This is a genomic window from Paenibacillus sp. B-A-8 (genome assembly GCF_048572915.1).
In the GTDB taxonomy this organism is placed as follows: Bacteria; Bacillota; Bacilli; order Paenibacillales; family Paenibacillaceae; genus Paenibacillus_AQ.
In genome coordinates, this window is the sequence record NZ_CP183882.1 from 2,655,623 (window position 1) to 2,675,392 (window position 19,770).

Sequence of the window (19,770 nt, forward strand, 5' to 3'; positions counted from 1 at the left end):
TACTTACAAAACTTTTTAGGGGGAAACAAGAAATGAACAAAGCATTTGGGAAAAAAGGACTCAAACTTTGTACTGCGCTTATGGCTGTTGTATTGGTATTTACCGGTTGTGGATCGAAGGGGAGTTCTGATAACTCTAGCAAAGAACTGAGCTCCATTGAAGGTCGTTATACGATTGACCCGGAAACACCGGCTTGGAAGCTGGATACAAAAGAAGAGACTACAGATCTTACTTGGTACGTGAATGCAGATTGGTGGAATACTGATTTCGGCAAGGACCTCGTTACAAAGAAAATTAAAGAGGATTTAAATATCAATATTAAATTTATTACTGGGGACGACACGAAGTTAAATACTATTTTTGCTGGTGGCGAAATGCCTGACTTGTTGACTGTACTTGATTCCAACTCTCCTGTGGTACAAAAAGCTTCAACATGGGCGCTGCCTTTGAATGATCTGGCGGATAAATACGATCCTTATTTCAATAAAGTGGCTGCAAAAGATACAATGAACTGGTTCCAATTAGCTGATGGAAAGACTTATGGCTATCCTAACTACTCAAATACTCAAAACGATTATGACAGCGGTAACATTCCTGCGAAAACAGCATTTGTCATCCGTAAGGATGTTTACGAAGCGATTGGAAAACCAACCATTGGTACTCCGGAAGAATTCAAGAGTGCTATGCAACAAATCAAAAAGCAGTTCCCAGAAATGATTCCGTTTGGATTTAACTCCATTGGTACAGGTACTGGTTCCTTGGGAGATGTACTACAGGACTTCATCGGCGTACCGATGGAAACTGAGAATGGTGAATTCTACAACCGTAACTTGGATGAGGATTACTTGACTTGGTTAAAAACGTTAAATGAAGTCTACAGAAATGGTGACATCAGTGATGACAGTTTTGCTGATGACGGAACAGGCTTTGAAGAAAAATTAAAATCAGGTAAATATGCAACGCTGCTGCTGGATGGAACGCCTCAACAAAGTGGTAACCTGCAAATCTTCATGACTGGAAATCCAGGCAAAGAATATATCGCTATTGATGGACCGCAAAGCACAGTTGGACATGAGCCAACGTTGAATCAGTCAGGAATTACTGGTTGGATGATCAGTTTCATTACTAAAAAGGCTAAAGACCCTGCTAAAGCCATTCAAGTGTACACGTATTTGCTTAGTGAAGAAGGACAGAAGCTTATGAACTACGGTATTGAAGGAGAGACCTATAAAGTTAACGAGGCCGGTAAAATTGAATTCTTACCTGAAATCAAAGATCTTCAATTGAACAATGCGGATAAATTTAAAAAAGATTACCGGATGGGCGAATTTATGTTCTTCGGACATGACCGTGATAAAGCATTGAGTAATGATGCATTCGCAGAGTCGATTAAACAAATGCAAGAATGGGGCAAAGGAAAGATGAAACCTCACTTCATTCTGGAAAATATCAACCCTGCTCAAGGCACGCCTGAAGCGCGCAGTCTAACTGCAATTGATGCTACTTGGAATACTACTCTTGTAAGTTTAATTCGTTCAAAGGATGATGCTACATTTGAAAGCACTTTGGCAGCTTATAAATCATTCTTGAATGAAAACAACTGGGATAAGATCGTAGAAATTCGTACTGAAAAAATGAAGAATAACAAAGAAAAATTAGGTCTTAAATAAGCAGCAGTCGGACGGGGCCCCTTTGCCGGGGCCTCATCATTACAGGAGTGATCAACACAGTAAGATATATAGAAAAGTGGAGGGAAACAACATGACAAAACTGAAAATTTATCAATCTACAGGGGAGAACGAATTGTTTGTAGAGCAAACACTAGAACAATTAACTCCAATAGCTTCAGATGAGACAGTCACCACTGTAAACCTTGATGAGAATCAAACCTTTCAGGAAATGGATGGGTTCGGGGCATCCTTTACGGATTCATCCGCCTATTTGATTAACCAAGTGCTAGACAATGAACAGAAAAAAGAAGTCATGAGCAAGCTTTTTGATTCCCAAGATGGAATTGGCTTGTCGGTATTAAGAAATCCAATGGGAGCATCGGATTATGCCAGATCTATTTATAGCTATGACGATATGCCTGCACAGGAAACCGATACGGAATTAACTCGGTTCTCCATCGCACACGATGAAGCTGATATTATCCCTTTGTTACAACAAGCACTGGAACTTAACCCTGAGATTAAGCTGATGGCTTCGCCTTGGAGTGCACCAGGCTGGATGAAGACTAGCGGATCGATGATCGCCGGTGAACTTAAACAAGAATATTACCAGGCTTATGCCGATTATTTTGTACGATACATTCAAGCTTTTGAAAATCACGGTCTGCCAACTTATGCAGTAACCCCGCAGAACGAGCCTCTTTTTGAACCAAAGCACTATCCTAGTATGTTAATGTTGCCAGAGGCGCAAAGAGATTTCATTAAAAACTATCTGAAGCCCAGCTTCGTGAAACATAACATTAACACAAAAATTCTCTGCTATGACCACAACTGGGATCGTCCGGATTATCCACTAACCGTGCTGAATTATGCAAAAGATGAAGTAGACGGTGTAGCTTGGCACTGGTATGGTGGGAATGCGTCAGCACAATCAGAGGTTCTGAAGGCTTTTGCAGATAAAGAAGTACATTTTACAGAAGGTTCTGGTGGAGAATGGATTCCTCCGTTTGAACAAGCCTTCTCGAATGTAATGAGAACAGGGATTGATATTCTTAGAAACCATAGTAAATCCTTTGTCTTGTGGAATATGGCCTTAGATGAGAAGAACGGTCCAACTGTACCGGGCTTTGGCAAAAGTACCTGTCGCGGTGTTGTGACGGTCAACCAAGAGACTAAAGAACTTACGTATACGCTGGACTACTATGCTCTGGCACACTTCAGCAAATTCATTCGTCCTAAGGCTGTACGTATTGATGCTTCCACTAATCAGGAAGTAATTCTTTCCGTAGCTTTTAAGAATACAGATCACTCAATTGCGGTTGTTCTGTTTAACGATAGTGAGAAGGATGAGAATGTAACAGTGAGCTTGCAAGGTAAAGAAGATTTATCGTTCCGTTTAGCCTCAAAAAGTGCCTTATCGATTTTAATAAAATAATGTGCATGAAGTACTCGGATTTTAATTCGAGTACTTTTTTTTGTCAAAAAACGTATAAAAAATCAGTGTTCGTAAATCTTAAACGCATCCCTATAGCGAGGAGACATGAGCATTGAACCGAAAGTTTGTACTGACGCTGCTAGTTCTGTGTTTGATGATTACTGGTGGTTCTAGTATTTTTGCTGTTAAAAGTGTGCTACCTATAAAGAGTGAAACAACCAAATGGGCGGTGGAGCTTCATAAAAGTAAATTGCCTTCTCCACAACCGGAAAAATATAAGAGCTACGAGCTATTAGTCACCAACATAAGTGAAGATACGATGGATGTAACTTTCGAGTTGTATCGACCCGTGCAAGAGCCTCTTCAAGAACAAATCATCTTAACAGATCCATTTAGCTATGATATGAGACCGAATGAAACGGTTAGTTTTAGCCATTTTTTTGTGAAGAATGGGGCTAAAGAATTGGAAGTCGTACTTTCGTGGAATGATCAGAATGGACGAAAGCATAAGCAGAGTTTTAAGTTTACCAATTTTGAATAATGGATCATAGAAACGCTGAATATTACAGGGCATACTCCAATGGAATGTGCCCTTGTTGGTTTGCTCCAACCCTTGTTTTACTCTATAATGTGCTTTATATAATTGCAGTTGAAAGGGGAGATGGGGCATGAGTACAGCTAATCGTGGAGTGAACATCGGACCTCCCCGTTTTAAAATAGCGGTACATTCGATCGTTTGGCTGGCTAAAAGCGGAAGCATCTTGTCTAGTGCAATGATTGCAAGCCAAGTCAATTCACACGCGACCTTTATGCGTAGAGTGATGCAGTCTTTGGCAACTGCCGGAATCGTAGAGTCCAAAGGTGGAAGAGAAGGTGGGTATGTGCTTCTGAAATCTGCCGATGAGATTACATTAGGTGAGATTTATGAGGCAGTTAGTACAACGGTGGAGGAGCCTGAAGTGGATCTGGCGTGTGGAGCAAGTGCCTTACTCGATGTCGAGTTAGAAAGGATTCTCCAGGAGACGGAGCTACGGACGATTGAGTATTTACGTCAATATACGATTACTAATGTGATGGAGCGGGTAGAGTTTTTTTCTTAATATTTTTATTTTATAATAAAACAGCTGGTTTATTTTTTTATTTAGCTACTATAATTAAGTGAGTTGCAGTCAGCAGCACTGCAATTTTATTTTGTAGGTATTGTGCTTAAGGTAAGCACATATAATAACAAGGGGGAACTAACGAAGCGGAGTAGCATAGGTATCCACTGTCTTATAGCAGGGAATTCTTTTGCATTAATATGTGCTTGTCATTGTTGCAAATATATTTTGGGGAGAGATGTCAATGAATATTGTAGCCATCGTTTTGCAAAGCTTGCTGGTACTTGCTTTCGTTATGGCAGGATCGGGAAAAGCAGCGGGTTCAAAAATGCATGTGGACAACTTTAAAAAATGGCGTTTACCACAATGGTTTCGGGTGGTAACAGGACTCGTTGAGCTTGTCGCCGCGGCAGCTTTGGTTGTTGGTTACTGGGAGCCGAGTTGGGCAGCGGCAGGAGCACTTTTACTTGGAGTTACTGCTATTGGTGGAGTTCTGACTCATATTCGCGCAAAAGATTCGTTCAAACAATGCTTTCCGATTATTTTGCTTGGTGTGTTAGCTTTTATCGTATTTTTCATCCGTCTTTCCGATCTGAGTGACTTTCCAGGGTTTAATTAATTATCCTTACACCATAAAAAAATGGCAGTTCAGTGCTGAATTTCAGCATCTGGACTGCCATTTTATGTTTCTGGAGCTTAAGCTCAGAGGTTCTAGCGCTCTAAACGGTAGCCACCATGAAATACAGGTCCTACATATTCATTGAATGCAAATCCATTACGGATGGCTGCAGAGACAAAATCCTTAGCTTTTGCTACAGCTTCATGAACGGATAGACCGTTAGCTAAACCGCCTGTAATGGCTGCGGCGAAGGTACATCCGGCTCCATGATTGTGAGCGGGTTCGATTTTGGCTGTTTGAAATACGGTGTACTCAGAACCGTCGAAGAAGATATCAATCGCTTGATCGCCCCCGAGTGCTTTGCCGCCTTTAACCACGACATTACGTGCACCGAGCTTATGAATCAGACGAGCAGCTTCTTTCATGTCCTCTAGCGTAGAAAGCTTGCCAAGACCTGAAAGAACGCCAGCTTCAAACAGATTTGGAGTAACCACAGTAGCTAGTGGCAGCAGTAAATCGCGAATAGCCTCCGCGCTGTCTGGGTTTAAAACCTCATCTTCGCCTTTGCAGACCATGACCGGATCAATCACTACATTGGTCTGTAGATTTTCTTTAATCGCTTGCTCAGCAACACGCACGATTTCAACGCTTCCCAGCATACCTGTCTTCATGGCATTTACCGGGCCGCCTGCGAAAATAGTTTTTAGCTGCTCAGCAACAATGGAGGCGTCAATTGGATAAACATTATGGTGCCAGCCGTTGTCCGGGTCCATTGTAACGATAGTTGTCAAGGCACTGAAGCCGTAGGTACCATACTCTTCAAATGTTTTTAGATCCGCTTGGATGCCTGCGCCACCACTGGAGTCGCTGCCTGCAATAGTTAGAGTTTTAATAATTTGAGTCATGGTAACGTCCCCTTTATATATGTCTGAATTCATAAACAACGCATTGCTTTGATTATAACAAAAAATAGCACCTACGTCTTTCTAAAAAGCAAGTGTAGGATTCCATTTCACTAACCCTGCATATCAATATAGAAAGAAATCTTTAATAAAACGCTTAGGAGGGCGAGTATGGTCACGATTAGTTTATGTATGATTGTACGAAATGAAGAAAAAAGCTTGCATAGATGTTTATCTAGCGTTGCAAGTCTTGTAGATGAAGTTATTATCGTGGATACAGGCTCGACGGATAAGACAAAAGAGATCGCATTGTCCTTCGGAGCTGTGATTTATGATTTCGAATGGATCGATAACTTTAGTGCCGCGCGTAATTTTGCCTTCAGTAAAGCTACACAGGAATACATTTTGTGGTTGGATGCGGATGATTATATAAAGGAAGCGGATCAGATTCTGTTTAAGAAGCTGAAAGAGATTCTTCCGAAACATATCCATAGTGTGAACATGCAATATAATTTGGCTTTTGACGAGGCGGGAAATGTCACAGCCAGCTTGCGTCGGAACCGGCTTGTTCGCCGGAGCTGTAATTTTCAATGGATTGGCCCTGTACATGAATATCTAGAGGTAAGTGGTCCATCTTTCAGTAGTGATGTCTGTATTACCCACGAGAAGGATAAGGAATATACAGACCGTAATTTGCGGATTTACCAACGTAGAGTAGCAGAAGGTGAAATGTTCTCTCCGAGAGACCAGTATTATTATGCAAATGAATTGCGGGATCATGCTTTGAATGAAGAGGCTTGCAAGTACTATGAGATGTTTTTGGCGGGTGGGCAGGGCTGGATAGAAGATAATTTTCAAGCTTGCTTAAGGCTTGCCGAATGCCGGGAAAGGTTAGGGGATAAAGAAGGTGCATTTGAAGCATTATGTAGAACCTTACAGTACGATAAACCACGTTCAGAATTCTGCTGCCGACTTGGAGCCCTTCTTCTGGAAAAGGGGCAGTTACAGCCAGCGACATATTGGTATGAGCTTGCGATAAATCTGCCGCGAGATAATGATTCGATGGGTATGAAAAACGGGATTTTTTACACTTGGCTGCCGCATCTTCAATTAGCACTGTGTTATGATCGCCTCGGTCAACACGAGTTAGCAAATCGTCATAATGAAACGGCGCTGAGCTTTTATCCGTCTCATCCTAGCATGTTATATAACCGCAATTATTTTATGAATCTGCTTGGCGATAAATATGTTGCTTTTCAAGCTTAACGACGAAAACCCCCAGTTGTCATGATTTTGACTCTGGGGGTTTTCGTCGTTAAGACATCCTCTTTTTAATATGCTGGATTGTATTGCTGTTCCTTTTTATAATCATTAGGAGGAAGACCGACCTCTTGTTTGAACAGCTTGGAGAAATAGGAGTAGTTGTTATAGCCAACCTTGTTTGCGACAGTATAAACAGACATATTTGTGGTTTCCAATAGATGCTTTGCAGCCGCGATTCTAACTTGGATGACGTAGCTGCCTAATGAAACACCAGTTTCTCGTTTGAATATTCTTGCCAGATAATCAGGATTGAGGTAGACAATTTCGGCCAAATCATTTCGCGATAGATCATCACCGTAATGCGAATGAATGTATTGTTTGATTTCCTCGGCGACGGATTTGGTCTGTGCGGCAAACTCACGGTATTTCATGGCTGTAGTCACTAGATATTTAAGATATTCTTCCATATCCTCGATAGAGTTTAGAGAGTGCATGGATAATTTATCGTTAGTTTTGCCGGAGTATAATTTGTGCGACCTTATCCCTTTAAGGTTGAGAAATGAATAGACTAGCTGAACAATATCTAAGCGAAACAAGCTAAGGACAGAGGTCTCAAGTGTTCTATTGTTCAGCATAACCTTTAAATATTGCGTAACTTCCTCAAGAAACGTAGTGAATTGATTTTGGTTCAGCAGCTCTTCCAAATGGGCAAGATCCGGTGGCGTGTAGCCTGTTTTATTTTGATAGAGATAGGCTTCCACTAAAAAGGTCTGATTTCTGCATCTCGTAATTTCCTCATCCATGCGCAAGGATTGTTTTAGAACATTCCCTACATTATTCAGTTTATCGTATAGACCGATATTGCAGCAGACATCACATTTTAAATAAGGATTCGCCTTTTGAATAAAGGAAGAGCATAATCCTTCAAGCAACGGAGTGTCCGGTGTCTGGTTCCATTTTAATAAGGCGATCCAATTATAATCTTTATATTCCAGAATGCTCTCGATAGTAAAGCAAGGACTCTGTAACAATTCGTATAATACGTTCAGCAGCGCAAAATCAAAAAGATCCTTCTCTTCTTTTCCCATACTGCCGTTGTAAGGAAATAAGTTGAAGATCAAAGGCTGCAGGGTGTCGCTCATTTGATAGGAGAGGTTCTGTTCTTCAATGGCATGGGTGATGTCCGCTAATTTAATCGGAAATGATGTGCTTCCACTAACCAGCTTACGCCAAAAATGCTCGAGAATCTTCGCCTGGTTTTTTTGCCAAAAGTAACCGCCTTGAATGGCTTTTTCATTTCTTTGCTGCTCTTTTGCCTGTGTGACCGCCTTGTGGATAATCAGCATCAGCTTATCAAATTCGATGGGCTTCAGAAAATATTCAAAGCTTTGCAATTCGATCGCTTTCTGCGCGTAGTTGAAATCTGCATAATTGGTAAGAAGTATAGTCTGAATGCTATAATTCCCTTCACGAATCCAGGCCAGTAATTCCAGTCCGCTACCCTGCGGCATTTCAATATCCGAAATCAGAATTTGAATAGAATGCTTTTCTATTATTTCACGTGCCTGTGCGACATTATTTGCTGTATAGACCGTATCAATGTGTAACGATTCCCAGTCTATTCTCTTTTGCAATGCGGCAATAACATAAAAGTCATCATCAACAAGCAGTACTTTCATAGTTAGCTCTCCATTCCTTTAGATTTTTTTAGGAAGCTCCGGAAGAAATAAAATTACACTAGCGCCGCCGCTCTCCAAATTGGAAAAGGTGATGGTTGCTCTTTTTAAATAAAGGTATTCAAGTCTTTTAAGCGTATTCATAATGCCGATCTGCGTACCTTTGCTTTGATCCAAGGGCTCTCCAAGATTAAGCTTCTCTAACACTTGCGGTGGAAAACCGGGACCGGTGTCGGTGAGCTGAATAACAAGCATGTCTTCCTCTTCAATCCGTAATCGTCGGACTGTAAGCCTAATTTCTACTTCATGTTCTCGTGAAATCGCATATTTAATAGAATTTTCGATGAAGGTTTGCAGCACTAATGGCGGAATTTCCACACAGCTTGCCTGATCCTCTTGCTCGATATTGTAAATAAATGCATCCTGATAACGTTGCTTTTGAATCTCTAGATAGGTTCGAACATGTTCGATTTCATCCTCCAGCCGGACAAAATTTTCGCCGTTTTGAAAAATATAACGAAAGTATTTGGACGTAGACAACGTCATATTCTCAATTTCTTTATACATTTCAATTTGGGCCATGCTATAGATGCTAGTCAGGCAATTTAAGAAAAAGTGGGGCTTGATCTGTAGCTTCATATAATCCAGTTGTATCCGCTGCTTCTCCAGCTCCTGCTCGTACATAGCGATTTTGAAGGTTTTGATTTGTTCAACTAGGTCTTTAAACTGTGTGTTTGCCTGTTCCAGCTCGATAATCTCACTGCTCTTAAAATCTGCGGGCTGCCCTGCCTCATTAATGAAAGCAAGGTTCTCAGAGAAGCTTTGAATCGGCCCCAGTACTCTTTTTTTGAAAAACAGCAGAACGATGCATAAAGTGGAAGTCACAATGAAGAAGAGCAGCATTATAAGCAGCTGAGCAATCATGATTTTTTCAAAGATGCCATATTTAATGACCATTTTGGTGCTGAAATTAGTGTCCGAGAAGGCGCTGTTGATTGTTGTACGCGATTGCAAAAGATTAGAGAATCCCCCATCTTCCGTTACCAGCTTACCACTGTTCGATATAGGACTTGATAAAGGTTGTTCATTCTCATCCACTAGAGAAACATAACCATTGGCACCCAGATTAATTTGGCGTAGAGGGCGGATCAGATTATCAGCGGAGATCAACCCAATTAAATACCGATTGTAATAGGGAACGATATTTATTACATAATAGTGGTTGTTTACAAGGATAGGTGTCCATTTGGAGTAAAACTTCTCATACATCTCCTTATCATTAATATAAGAAATAATCTTCGTTTTGAGCATCCTGTAATCCGTATAGGTTACGCTGATCGGCGCACAGTTTAAAAAATAGTTCTCATTTTTCAAATAATAGAAGAAGTTGTACTCATGTCCGTAGTTTTTTTGCAGCTCGGTAAAGCGCTTATGCAGATTATCATTTGCCTTTAAGAACTCGATGCTGTTGACCCCGTAAGTATTCATCGCAAGCAAGCTCTCATCGTTTCCAAGCGTCCAGCCCATATAGTGATTAATGTAGGCAAAATCATGATTAATACGATTGATGTAGAGTGCCGCGGTATCCTGCAAATTTCGAGTGGACTGCTGCTTAACAATGGAAATGGAAGCGATGCTGATCGCTAAATCCAGAATAAGGACTGTGAACGAAACCAACATCATGACTTTAATATAATGACGAATGGGGTAGGTTTTATGTTCCGCTGTTTTTTTGGTCATAGAATCATTATAAAACCTCTGCATGAAAAAAACATAAGAACTGGCCGGTAATTTACCTCAAAGTCCGGAAAGCACATATAGAAGTCGGAATACTGTTATGAAATCTCTTTAAGCGAAGAGTTTTGATTTTATGTTTTTTGTAAGCGGATTCAAAGGTCTGGATAACCGTCTTAAAGGGTCCGGAATACGAAAAAATAAGACGTTATGATTAAGCTATTCAGATGAACTTTGATTAATTGAAATGGGGGATTAAGAGGATGAGTCAACACAGTAAGAAAAAGACAGCAAAGAAATGGACGGTGGGTCTGCTGGCAGCGGCTATGGTATTTGGTATTGCTGGCTGCGGCGGAAAAGACGGGAATAATGCTGCGACTAGTGAGACGAGCAGTTACAACAAAGAAGGGCTGCCAATTGTTAATGAGCCTGTAACACTTAAGGTACTGACCGTACGTTGGGGAAGCATGGGAGACACGTTTACGCAGAACCAATGGTTGAAGGATCTAGAAAAAAATACAAATGTCAAAATCGAATGGCAAGTGATGTCCTCTAATGACTGGGCCGAACAGAAGTCCATTCTGCTGGCTAGCGGTACACTCCCGGATATTATTCTAGGAAATCAAACCTTCGGAGATTCCGATATCGTTAATAATCTAAGTTTTTTCCGCCCTTTAGATGATTATATTGAGAAGAATATGCCAAATCTTAAAGCAGCAATGGAAGAAACGCCAGAGTTGAAAAAAATCAGCACATTTCCTGACGGAAAAATCTACTCACTGCCAACAAGACTTCCATCGCGTCCAAAAAGCTCACGTCAGCCTGTAATTAACAAGACCTGGCTGGACAAATTGGGCTTGAAGGTGCCTGAGACGATTGATGAGCTATACAACGTGCTAAAAGCTTTTAAAGAACAAGATCCAAATGGAAATGGCAAACAAGATGAGATTCCATTTATTGAAATTGGTAATGATTTGATCAGTCCTTTCGGAATTGCCGACTTGAATAACAACAATATGATCATCAAGGACGGAAAAGCGATCTATTTCCCTGTTTCGGAGGAGTTCAAAGAAGGTCTTAAATGGGAAAATAAATTGTATGCGGAAGGATTGTTAGATAAAGAGGTATTCACTCAGGATGATACGATGAGATCGGCGAAGTTCCAAAATCCGGATGCTCCAATCGTAGGCTTTACGTATCAGTGGACCCCGGACGCTGTGTTTGGTAAATGGAGCGATCAATATGTGACAATTCCACCGATTGCCGGACCGGATGGTAAGCGTTATACAATCGGTAATCCAATTGGGATGAGTCTTAATCGTAATGAACTGCTGATTACTACTTCTAGTAAGTATCCAGAGGTTGCTGCACGTTGGGCAGATCAGTTCTACACGAACGAAGCGAGCATTCAGAACTTTTGGGGCGCGATTGGAACTGTAATTAAGAAAAATGATGATAGTACCTATACATTGATGGATCCACCAGCTGGAACCAGCGCAGATGCCTGGTATTGGGATCAGTCTCTACGTGATTTCGGACCGAAATATGTGAGCCCGTCCTTTGAACAGAAAATCGTTCTTAATCCTGAAAGTGGTGATGGACTGAAGCTGCAGCTGGATAAGCTGGGTAGTGAATATGTTACAGAGCCTTTCCCTAATGTTATGTACACCTCCGACGAGTTCGAGGAGCTGCCAACCTTGACCACGGATATCGACGGTTATGTGAATACAATGCGCGCTCAATTTATTAGCAAAGGCGGAATTGACGAAGGCTGGGATGATTATGTCAAACAGCTTAATAAAATGGGGCTTGAAAAATTAGTCAAGATTCGCACAGATGCTTACAGTCGTTATATGAGTGTGAAATAACCTATTCGTCTTTCGAAAAAGGTGCTGCCCTACATAAATTTGTGGGGTAGCATTCTCTATTTTTAATAAGGAGGGGATGTTATGAAATCTGATCCAATTCATTTGAGTCGGAAACTCGGACAAATCAAACAAAACTGGGGTCTTTATCTATTGCTTTTTCCAGCTATAGTTCTGACGTTATTATTCGCGTATAAACCCATGTACGGGGTACTAATTGCCTTCAAGGATTATAGCCCAGCCTTGGGTATAGGCGGCAGCCCGTGGGCCGGATTCAAATACTTCGAGAAGTTCTTTAATTCCTATCAATTTTCTGCCACGATCAAAAATACGCTAATCATCAGTGTGTACAGTCTGATTACGTTTCCGATTCCGATTATACTTGCGCTGATGGTTAACCAGATGAGACCTAACCGTTTTAGACGGTTTTTCCAGACAGTATCCTATATGCCTCACTTTATCTCTACGGTAGTTATGGTGGGCTTAATGATGATTCTGTTCTCACCTAGCACCGGACTGCTGGGCAATATCTATAGTCTTTTTGGAAAAGAAGCTCCTGATCTAATGGGCTCTGCGGGATTATTCAGCAGTGTGTACGTCTGGTCGGATGTGTGGCAGCATGTCGGCTGGGACAGTATTATCTTTATCGCTGCGCTCTCTGCTGTTGATCCTAGCTTGTACGAGGCAGCAACCGTGGACGGCGCTAGTCGAATGCATAAAGTTCGTTATATCGATATTCCGATGCTGATGCCAACAGCGATAACTTTGCTTATCCTGAGGGTCGGGGGACTGCTTGGGGTTGGATTTGAAAAAGTGTATTTAATGCAAAATGACTTAAACATCACCTCAAGTGAAATTCTCTCTACTTATGTCTACAAAATTGGTCTGCTCAGCAGCCAGTATAGCTTTTCGTCAGCGATCAACCTTTTCAACACGGTCATTAATTTTATTTTATTAATCATGGTCAATCAGATTTCTAAAAAATTAAGCGAAAATAGCTTGTGGTAGAAGGGAGGAGAATTGAAATGGGCGTATTAGAGACAGCGACTAAAGGAAATGTAGGAAAAATAAAGAAGAATCGCTCTTCGGATACTATAATGGAAATTGTGATGTATGTAATCTCGGCAATTTTTCTAATCATCCTGATCTATCCGTTGTATTTTATCGTTATTGCTTCGTTCAGTGATCCTTCCGCAGTGGCAGGCGGGCAGGTTTGGTTATTTCCTAAAGGCTTCACCTTCGATGGTTATAAAGAGCTGCTGCGTCATGAAAATATTTGGATCGGCTACTGGAATACCATCCTGTACACGGTGGTTGGGACTGCAATCGGCTTAGTAGTAAATATCTCAGCAGCCTATGCTTTGTCGAGAAAGGACCTTGTGGGACGGAAATATATTTCGCTGTTTTTCATCTTTACCATGTTCTTTAACGGTGGGTTGATTCCTACTTTTTTAACGGTTCGTGATTTCCATCTCTATGATACTTTCTTGGTTATGGTACTGCCTTTTGCAGTTGGAGTCTTTAATATCATAGTGGCACGAACTTTTTTCCAGACTAGTATTCCGGGCGATTTATGGGAAGCAGCACAGATTGATGGTTGTGGCAATCTCCGTTATTTTGCACAGATAGTTCTACCGTTGTCGAAGGCTATTATTGCAGTGTTAGGTTTATGGATCGCTGTAGGTTATTGGAATTCATATTTTAATGCCTTGATTTATTTGAAAAATCCTAATATGTATCCGCTGCAGCTGATCCTGCGAAATATTCTGATTACCAATCAGATGCAGTCTGGTATGGGGACCGGTGAAGCCGCACAAATCGCGTTACGGCTCGCCAATATGATGCGGTATTCGGTGATTATCGTAGCAACTGTTCCAATTATGTGTGTATACCCATTTGTGCAAAAATACTTTAACCAAGGGGTAATGATCGGCGCAGTGAAGGAATAAGTTCTTCTACTTTTCTACTAACATTTGTGAGGGAGCAAGACCGTAATGAAAAAGCAACCCAAAAACAGTATCAATAGAACAATCACCGTCATTCTTCTAGTGACAACGTTGCTTGCTGGCCTTACAGCCTGTAAAGGGGATAAAGGGGTAAACTCTGTTGAATCTGATCCGGGTCAATTTCATAAAGAAGGTTTGCCAATCGTGGATAAGCCCATGACGCTGAAGGTTCTAACGGTTCGGTGGGGAAGCATGGGAGATAACTTTATCCAGAATCAATGGCTGAAGGATTTGGAAAAAAATACGAATGTCAAAATCGAATGGCAGGTGATGTCTGCTAATGATTGGAGTGAGCGTAAGTCCATTATGCTGGCAAGCGGTACACTTCCAGATATCATTTTAGGGAGTGAGACCTTCGGAGATTCGGATATCGTCAATAATTTAAGCTTATTCAGGCCGCTTGATGACTATATCGAAAGCTATATGCCTAACCTCAAAGCAGCCATGCAGGAAGAGCCTGAATTGAAAAAAATCAGTACTTTTCCTGACGGGAAAATCTACTCTTTGCCTGCAAGATTACCTTTACGTCCTAAAAGCTCGCGCCAACCCGTGATTAACAAAACCTGGCTGGATAAATTGGGATTGAAGGTTCCCGATACGATAGATGATCTATACAACGTGCTAAAAGCATTTAAAGAACGCGACCCTAATGGGAATGGAAGGCTGGATGAGATACCAGTTATCGAAGTAAGTAATGATCTCATCAGTCCCTTCGGAATCACGGATCTGAACAATAACTTTATGGTCGTCCAGGATGGAAATGCGGTATATTACCCTGTTTCAGAGGCGTACAAAGAAGGGCTCAAATGGGAGCATAAATTATTTATCGAAGGTTTGCTTGATAAAGAGTTATTCACGCAAGATGAAACGATGAGATCAGCCAAGTTTCTTAATCCGGATGCTCCTATCGTAGGGTTCTCATATCAGTGGACACCGGATGCCGTGTTTGGCAAATGGAGTGATCAATATGTCACGATTCCCCCGATTGCAGGTCCGGATGGTAAGCGCTACACCATAGGAAATCCGTATGGAATGAATCTGGAGCGTAACGAGCTGCTAATTTCCACTTCTTGCAAATACCCAGAGATTGCTGCCCGCTGGGCTGACCAGTTCTATACCAATGAAGCAAGTATTCAAAATTTCTGGGGAGCGATAGACACCGTTATTAAGAAAAATATTAACGGTTCTTATACATTGATGGACCCACCGATGGGTACCAGTGCTGATGCCTGGTATTGGGATCAATCACTCCGGGATTTCGGGCCGAAATATGTCAGTCCAGTGTTTGAAAAATCCATCTTTCTAAACCCAAAAACCGGAGATGGACTGAAGCTGCAGCTCGATAAGCTGGGTAGTGATTATACAACGCCGCCTTTCCCTGATGTAATGTATACCGCTGAAGAGTTTCAGCTCCTGCCGACTTTGACAACGGACATCGATAGTTACGTCAATACAATGCGTGCTCAGTTTATAATTACAGGTGAAATTGACGAGGGCTGGGCTGATTATGTAAGACAGCTGCGGGGAATGGGACTGGATAAGCTGGTTAAAATTCGTACCGATGCTTACAGTCGTTATGTGAATGTAGAATAGAAAGAAGAGAGGGTCACCCGATGGAACATACGATGAAAGAGCCAAATCCTTTGGCGATCTCATTAAAGCTGCAAGCTGAACCATGCGGTAGAGCTGACGCGATCATTCAGGGGGAGCGCTATCGATTCACTGTACTAACTCCGGAGCTTATCCGGATGGAATACAGTGAGGAGGGGTGTTTCGAAGATCGGGCGTCGCAGACCGTTGTGAATCGCAATTTTCCTGTTCCGAAATTTCGCGTAATTGATCTGGGAAATAAGCTTGAATTGATAACGGATCGTCTTCATTTAACCTATGATAAGAAGCCCTTCTCCCGGCATGGCCTCAGCATTCGAATAAGAAACGAAGCGGGTCACCTAATGAGTGTCTGGAATTACGGTGATCCAGTGCAAGACTTGAGAGGGACGGCACGTACATTGGATAATGCTGATGGTGCTATTCCACTTGAGCACGGACTGCTCTCGCGTTCCGGGTTTACGTTAGTGGATGACAGCAGCTCTCTTATCCTTGAAGAGGATGGACGGGTTGAACTGCGGTTGCAAGAAGCCCTCGACTTTTATTTTTTTGGTTATGGCCATGATTATTTGAAGTGCTTAAAGGATTTCTATCATCTTTGCGGTAGTACCCCTCTATTACCACGTTATGCTCTTGGCAACTGGTGGAGCCGATATTATCCATATTCAGAAGTAGAATATAAAGCTCTAGTGGAACGGTTTGAAAGTGAGCAAATCCCTTTTTCCGTCGCAGTTATGGATATGGATTGGCATCTTGTCCATATTGATCCACAGTACGGCAGCGGATGGACGGGCTATACATGGAACAGAGATCTGTTCCCAGACCCGCAGAGGTTTTTATCATGGCTACATGAAAGAGGACTTCGTGTGACGCTCAACGTGCATCCTGCTGATGGCGTAAGGGCGTTTGAAGATCCTTATCTAGCTATTGCTGCGGAGTTGGGCTTGGACCCGGAAAAAGGTGATGCTGTGGAATTTGATATCACGGATCCGAATTTTTTACGGGCATACTTTAAGTTTCTGCATCATCCGCTTGAGGATGAAGGTGTGGATTTCTGGTGGATTGATTGGCAGCAGGGGGGAGTGACTAAAGTACCGGGACTAGATCCGCTCTGGATGCTGAACCATTATCACTATCTAGACAGCGGTCGGCGAGGGAACAGGAAGCTTACTTTCTCCCGTTATGCAGGTCTTGGCAGCCATCGTTATCCTGTAGGATTCTCTGGCGATACCATTGTCACTTGGGAATCTCTGGATTTCCAGCCTTACTTCACAGCTAACGCCGCAAACGTCGGTTATGGTTGGTGGAGCCATGATATCGGGGGCCACATGAATGGCTACTTAGACGATGAATTGGCGATACGCTGGGTGCAATTCGGTGTGTTTTCGCCTATTCTGCGGTTACATAGCTCCGCAAGTGCCTTCAACAGTAAAGAGCCATGGCGGTTCAATAAGATTGCCGCGGACGTAATGAAGGATTACCTGCGCTTGCGGCACAGTTTACTACCCTATTTGTACACAATGAATCGTTATGCCAGCCGCGATAGTCTTCCGCTAGTCCGGCCCATGTATTATCATCATGCGCAGCGGAATGAAGCCTATGAAGTGCCAAATGAATATTACTTTGGTACTGAAATCATTGTGTGTCCGATTACTCAGCCGGTCAACTCCAAGGTAGGCGTTGCCGAATTTAAGGCTTGGCTACCAAAAGGAATCTGGATAGATTTCTTTAACGGAAGAGTGTATGACGGTGGAAGAAAACTTTCACTCTATCGTAATCTGGAGAATATTCCTGTATTAGCAAAAGCGGGTGCTATCGTTCCTCTGGCGGATCTGACGGAATATACCTCATTAGTGGATAATCCGAGATCTATGGAGGTACGTGTGTTTGCTGGAGGCAGTGGTCATTTTCATCTCTGGGAGGATGAGGGCGATACTGCAGAGGATCGGGATGAGCAATGGTGCGACACGGAAATGATTATGGAGATAGGCGAAAAAGCCAGCTTCAAGATACTCCCTGCTAAGGGAAACACAGAGGCTGTGCCTGAACGACGGTCATGGAAGCTATCCTTTGTCGGCTTTGCGGATACCAAGGTCCAAGTACTCGCTTGCGGCACAGTAATCACAGCAGAAATGGGATACAACGAAGCTACGCATACACTAACGATCATGATCTCGGATCTAGCGGTCGACCAATCACTGGAGGTAATGTTCGCAGATGCTAGGATAGCTGTGAATTCAGTTGATGAAGAGGTGTTCAACCTACTGAATCGTGCGCAAATTCTTTTTCAAATGAAAGAACATATTTACCGCGTAATCAAAGAATCATCAACACCGACGGCAGCATTAAGCGCTCTTAGCTCAATGGATCTTGAACATTCGTTGTATGGAGCGTTATGCGAAATACTGACGGCCAGGTTATAAGCAATTGTTGTCTCTTAATTAAATTAAGGAGGTTTTCTCTATGCGCTTCTCATAAAGAGAACCTCCTTATCTTTTTACTTAATTAGCAGTGTCTGAATGGCATGAGCCGGAATTATGTTCTCAGCTAAGCTGTCATGGAAGCGAAGCGTGAACGGAAGCTCTTGTTCCGTGCGGTTCATAACGATAACAGCAATAGTACCATCAGGATTACGGAAAGCTGTGGTTTCAAGCTTATCAGTATATTTGGAATGTCCAATGCGTTTAGCACCTGGACGAATATATTTACTGAAATGCCCGATGTAATAGAAGGAGCTCTCAAAAGTAATTTCATCGTTTTTCGTATCCCCGATAATTGGAGCATCGCAGTAGTTACCTACATGGTTAGGTCCCCCTTGCTCGTCCAAAACAATATTCCAGTCGGTCCAGCTCGACATCCAGTTGTTCAGATTGCCAATGATATCATGGCCGTAACGTTCACCGGTGTTCCACGAGCCGAGATGAACGCCACCTTCTTGGCAGCCCTCGCTGAAGAACAGCTTTTTATCTGGAAAACGATCATGTACGGCTGATAGGGCTTCAAAGTGATCGCCGGAGTACCAGTGGAAGCAAATTCCCCAAATGTACTTGGAAGCTTCTTGATCTTCAAAAGCAACCTTGGCACGATCATAGACGCGTTCCTTGTTATGATCCCAGATCATAACCTTTACATGAGCCAAGCCGGCTTGTTCCAAGGCTGGTCCTAAGTAATCCCGAACAAAATCCTTTTCTTCTTCGGCGGTATAAAGGCAGGAGTCCCATATTTGAACAGCTTTTGCTTCGTTCTGAACACTAACGGCCCAAATATCAATGCCTTCAGCAGCATAAGCCTGAATATATTTAACGAACATGTTGGCCCAAGCCTCACGGTATTCAGGCTTAAGAGCTCCGCCTCCGTTCATTTGCCCGTTTGTCTTCATGAATGCTGGAGGACTCCAAGGAGAAGAGAACAAACGGAAATCTTCACCGACAGCTGCTGCAGCATTTTTAATTAGAGGGATAATTGAGTCTTGATCTCTGGAAATATCGAACGAACGCAGCTCAGCATCGCCTTCTTCTACATAAGCATAGTTGCCCAGTGAGAAGTCGCAGCTTTGGATATGCGAGCGGCATAAAGTATATCCAATGCCATGCTCAGGATCAAAATAAGCTTTGATGATTTCATTCTGTTTGGCTTCACTTAGTTTAGCAATGGTAACAGCAGATGCCTCTGTCAGTGCACCGCCAAAACCTTCAATTTCCTGATACTCCAGATCATCATAGATATTGATGAGCTCTGATTCGACACCTGACGTATCCGGCAGGAAGATCAGAGGGTCTTTTTCTGTTAAACGGTCGGTAGTTTCTTTTGCTGTTTGAATGACGCGAACGATTTTACTCATAAGGGTTGGTAACCTCCTGTACATATAAATTCTGTCTTTATTATAGAAGGA

The 19,770-nt window shown here is 42.3% G+C and carries 15 protein-coding genes; 11 read left to right on the forward strand and 4 right to left on the reverse strand.

Annotated elements, in window-relative coordinates:
• The first annotated feature begins 32 nt into the window (after nt 1–32).
• The 5 genes from ACN6MV_RS11350 (at nt 33) to ACN6MV_RS11370 (ending at nt 4,824) form a co-directional block, all read left to right on the forward strand.
• Nucleotides 33–1,670, forward strand: coding sequence for a sugar ABC transporter substrate-binding protein (locus ACN6MV_RS11350; protein WP_419886378.1), 1,638 nt, complete (start codon nt 33–35; stop codon nt 1,668–1,670).
• 91 nt (nt 1,671–1,761) lie between these two features.
• Nucleotides 1,762–3,105, forward strand: a complete 1,344-nt coding sequence (locus tag ACN6MV_RS11355; RefSeq protein ID WP_419886379.1) for a glycoside hydrolase family 30 protein — start codon at nt 1,762–1,764, stop codon at nt 3,103–3,105.
• 112 nt (nt 3,106–3,217) lie between these two features.
• Nucleotides 3,218–3,646 carry a hypothetical protein gene (locus tag ACN6MV_RS11360; RefSeq protein WP_419886380.1) on the forward strand — a complete coding sequence of 143 codons (429 nt, stop codon included), beginning with the start codon at nt 3,218–3,220 and terminating at the stop codon, nt 3,644–3,646.
• 127 nt (nt 3,647–3,773) lie between these two features.
• Nucleotides 3,774–4,205 (forward strand): RrF2 family transcriptional regulator, encoded by a 432-nt coding sequence (locus tag ACN6MV_RS11365; protein WP_042126534.1) that lies wholly within the window; start codon nt 3,774–3,776, stop codon nt 4,203–4,205.
• Between the two features lie 244 nt (nt 4,206–4,449).
• A complete protein-coding gene (locus ACN6MV_RS11370; protein ID WP_042126535.1) occupies nt 4,450–4,824 on the forward strand; it encodes a DoxX family protein in 375 nt (124 codons plus the stop codon).
• 92 nt (nt 4,825–4,916) lie between these two features.
• Here ACN6MV_RS11370 and thiD read toward each other — a convergent pair whose 3' ends face one another.
• Nucleotides 4,917–5,729: a bifunctional hydroxymethylpyrimidine kinase/phosphomethylpyrimidine kinase gene (gene thiD / locus ACN6MV_RS11375; RefSeq protein ID WP_076117038.1), complete on the reverse strand. Its 813-nt coding sequence runs from the start codon at nt 5,727–5,729 to the stop codon at nt 4,917–4,919.
• A 168-nt stretch (nt 5,730–5,897) separates the two neighbouring features.
• Here thiD and ACN6MV_RS11380 point away from each other — a divergent pair, with 168 nt between their 5' ends.
• Nucleotides 5,898–6,992 (forward strand): glycosyltransferase family 2 protein, encoded by a 1,095-nt coding sequence (locus ACN6MV_RS11380; protein WP_341112051.1) that lies wholly within the window; start codon nt 5,898–5,900, stop codon nt 6,990–6,992.
• Between the two features lie 65 nt (nt 6,993–7,057).
• On the opposite strand, the gene ACN6MV_RS11385 is transcribed toward ACN6MV_RS11380, so the two are convergent.
• Together ACN6MV_RS11385 and ACN6MV_RS11390 are read right to left on the reverse strand one after the other, a co-directional pair.
• Nucleotides 7,058–8,668 carry a response regulator transcription factor gene (locus ACN6MV_RS11385; RefSeq protein ID WP_419886381.1) on the reverse strand — a complete coding sequence of 537 codons (1,611 nt, stop codon included), beginning with the start codon at nt 8,666–8,668 and terminating at the stop codon, nt 7,058–7,060.
• Nucleotides 8,669–8,686: 18 nt separating this feature from the next.
• Entirely contained in the window at nt 8,687–10,405 is a 1,719-nt protein-coding gene (locus ACN6MV_RS11390) for a sensor histidine kinase (protein WP_419886382.1), read from the reverse strand.
• Nucleotides 10,406–10,662: 257 nt separating this feature from the next.
• Here ACN6MV_RS11390 and ACN6MV_RS11395 point away from each other — a divergent pair, with 257 nt between their 5' ends.
• From ACN6MV_RS11395 to ACN6MV_RS11415, 5 genes are all read left to right on the forward strand, one after another.
• Entirely contained in the window at nt 10,663–12,267 is a 1,605-nt protein-coding gene (locus tag ACN6MV_RS11395) for an extracellular solute-binding protein (protein ID WP_042126545.1), read from the forward strand.
• A gap of 81 nt (nt 12,268–12,348) precedes the next feature.
• Nucleotides 12,349–13,272 (forward strand): ABC transporter permease, encoded by a 924-nt coding sequence (locus ACN6MV_RS11400; RefSeq protein ID WP_042126547.1) that lies wholly within the window; start codon nt 12,349–12,351, stop codon nt 13,270–13,272.
• A gap of 17 nt (nt 13,273–13,289) precedes the next feature.
• Nucleotides 13,290–14,213 (forward strand): carbohydrate ABC transporter permease, encoded by a 924-nt coding sequence (locus ACN6MV_RS11405; protein WP_042126549.1) that lies wholly within the window; start codon nt 13,290–13,292, stop codon nt 14,211–14,213.
• A 45-nt stretch (nt 14,214–14,258) separates the two neighbouring features.
• On the forward strand, nt 14,259–15,863 hold the full coding sequence (locus ACN6MV_RS11410) for an extracellular solute-binding protein (RefSeq protein WP_042126552.1): 1,605 nt from the start codon (nt 14,259–14,261) through the stop codon (nt 15,861–15,863).
• 20 nt (nt 15,864–15,883) lie between these two features.
• The gene (locus ACN6MV_RS11415) at nt 15,884–18,301 is read left to right on the forward strand and encodes a TIM-barrel domain-containing protein (RefSeq protein ID WP_419886383.1); all 2,418 of its coding nucleotides are present in this window, start codon (nt 15,884–15,886) and stop codon (nt 18,299–18,301) included.
• Between the two features lie 74 nt (nt 18,302–18,375).
• Here ACN6MV_RS11415 and ACN6MV_RS11420 read toward each other — a convergent pair whose 3' ends face one another.
• Complete coding sequence (locus ACN6MV_RS11420) at nt 18,376–19,719, reverse strand: glycoside hydrolase family 30 protein (RefSeq protein ID WP_339290441.1); 1,344 nt, start codon at nt 19,717–19,719, stop codon at nt 18,376–18,378.
• Nucleotides 19,720–19,770 lie beyond the last annotated feature (51 nt).

Coding starts and splice junctions, on each gene's coding strand:
- ACN6MV_RS11355 (WP_419886379.1), top strand. CDS start 1,762: ATGACAAAACTGAAAATTTATCAATCTACAGGGGAGAACGAATTGTTT.
- ACN6MV_RS11395 (WP_042126545.1), top strand. CDS start 10,663: ATGAGTCAACACAGTAAGAAAAAGACAGCAAAGAAATGGACGGTGGGT.
- ACN6MV_RS11370 (WP_042126535.1), top strand. CDS start 4,450: ATGAATATTGTAGCCATCGTTTTGCAAAGCTTGCTGGTACTTGCTTTC.
- ACN6MV_RS11420 (WP_339290441.1), bottom strand. CDS start 19,719: ATGAGTAAAATCGTTCGCGTCATTCAAACAGCAAAAGAAACTACCGAC.
- ACN6MV_RS11385 (WP_419886381.1), bottom strand. CDS start 8,668: ATGAAAGTACTGCTTGTTGATGATGACTTTTATGTTATTGCCGCATTG.
- thiD (WP_076117038.1), bottom strand. CDS start 5,729: ATGACTCAAATTATTAAAACTCTAACTATTGCAGGCAGCGACTCCAGT.
- ACN6MV_RS11380 (WP_341112051.1), top strand. CDS start 5,898: ATGGTCACGATTAGTTTATGTATGATTGTACGAAATGAAGAAAAAAGC.
- ACN6MV_RS11400 (WP_042126547.1), top strand. CDS start 12,349: ATGAAATCTGATCCAATTCATTTGAGTCGGAAACTCGGACAAATCAAA.
- ACN6MV_RS11415 (WP_419886383.1), top strand. CDS start 15,884: ATGGAACATACGATGAAAGAGCCAAATCCTTTGGCGATCTCATTAAAG.
- ACN6MV_RS11390 (WP_419886382.1), bottom strand. CDS start 10,405: ATGACCAAAAAAACAGCGGAACATAAAACCTACCCCATTCGTCATTAT.
- ACN6MV_RS11410 (WP_042126552.1), top strand. CDS start 14,259: ATGAAAAAGCAACCCAAAAACAGTATCAATAGAACAATCACCGTCATT.
- ACN6MV_RS11350 (WP_419886378.1), top strand. CDS start 33: ATGAACAAAGCATTTGGGAAAAAAGGACTCAAACTTTGTACTGCGCTT.
- ACN6MV_RS11365 (WP_042126534.1), top strand. CDS start 3,774: ATGAGTACAGCTAATCGTGGAGTGAACATCGGACCTCCCCGTTTTAAA.
- ACN6MV_RS11405 (WP_042126549.1), top strand. CDS start 13,290: ATGGGCGTATTAGAGACAGCGACTAAAGGAAATGTAGGAAAAATAAAG.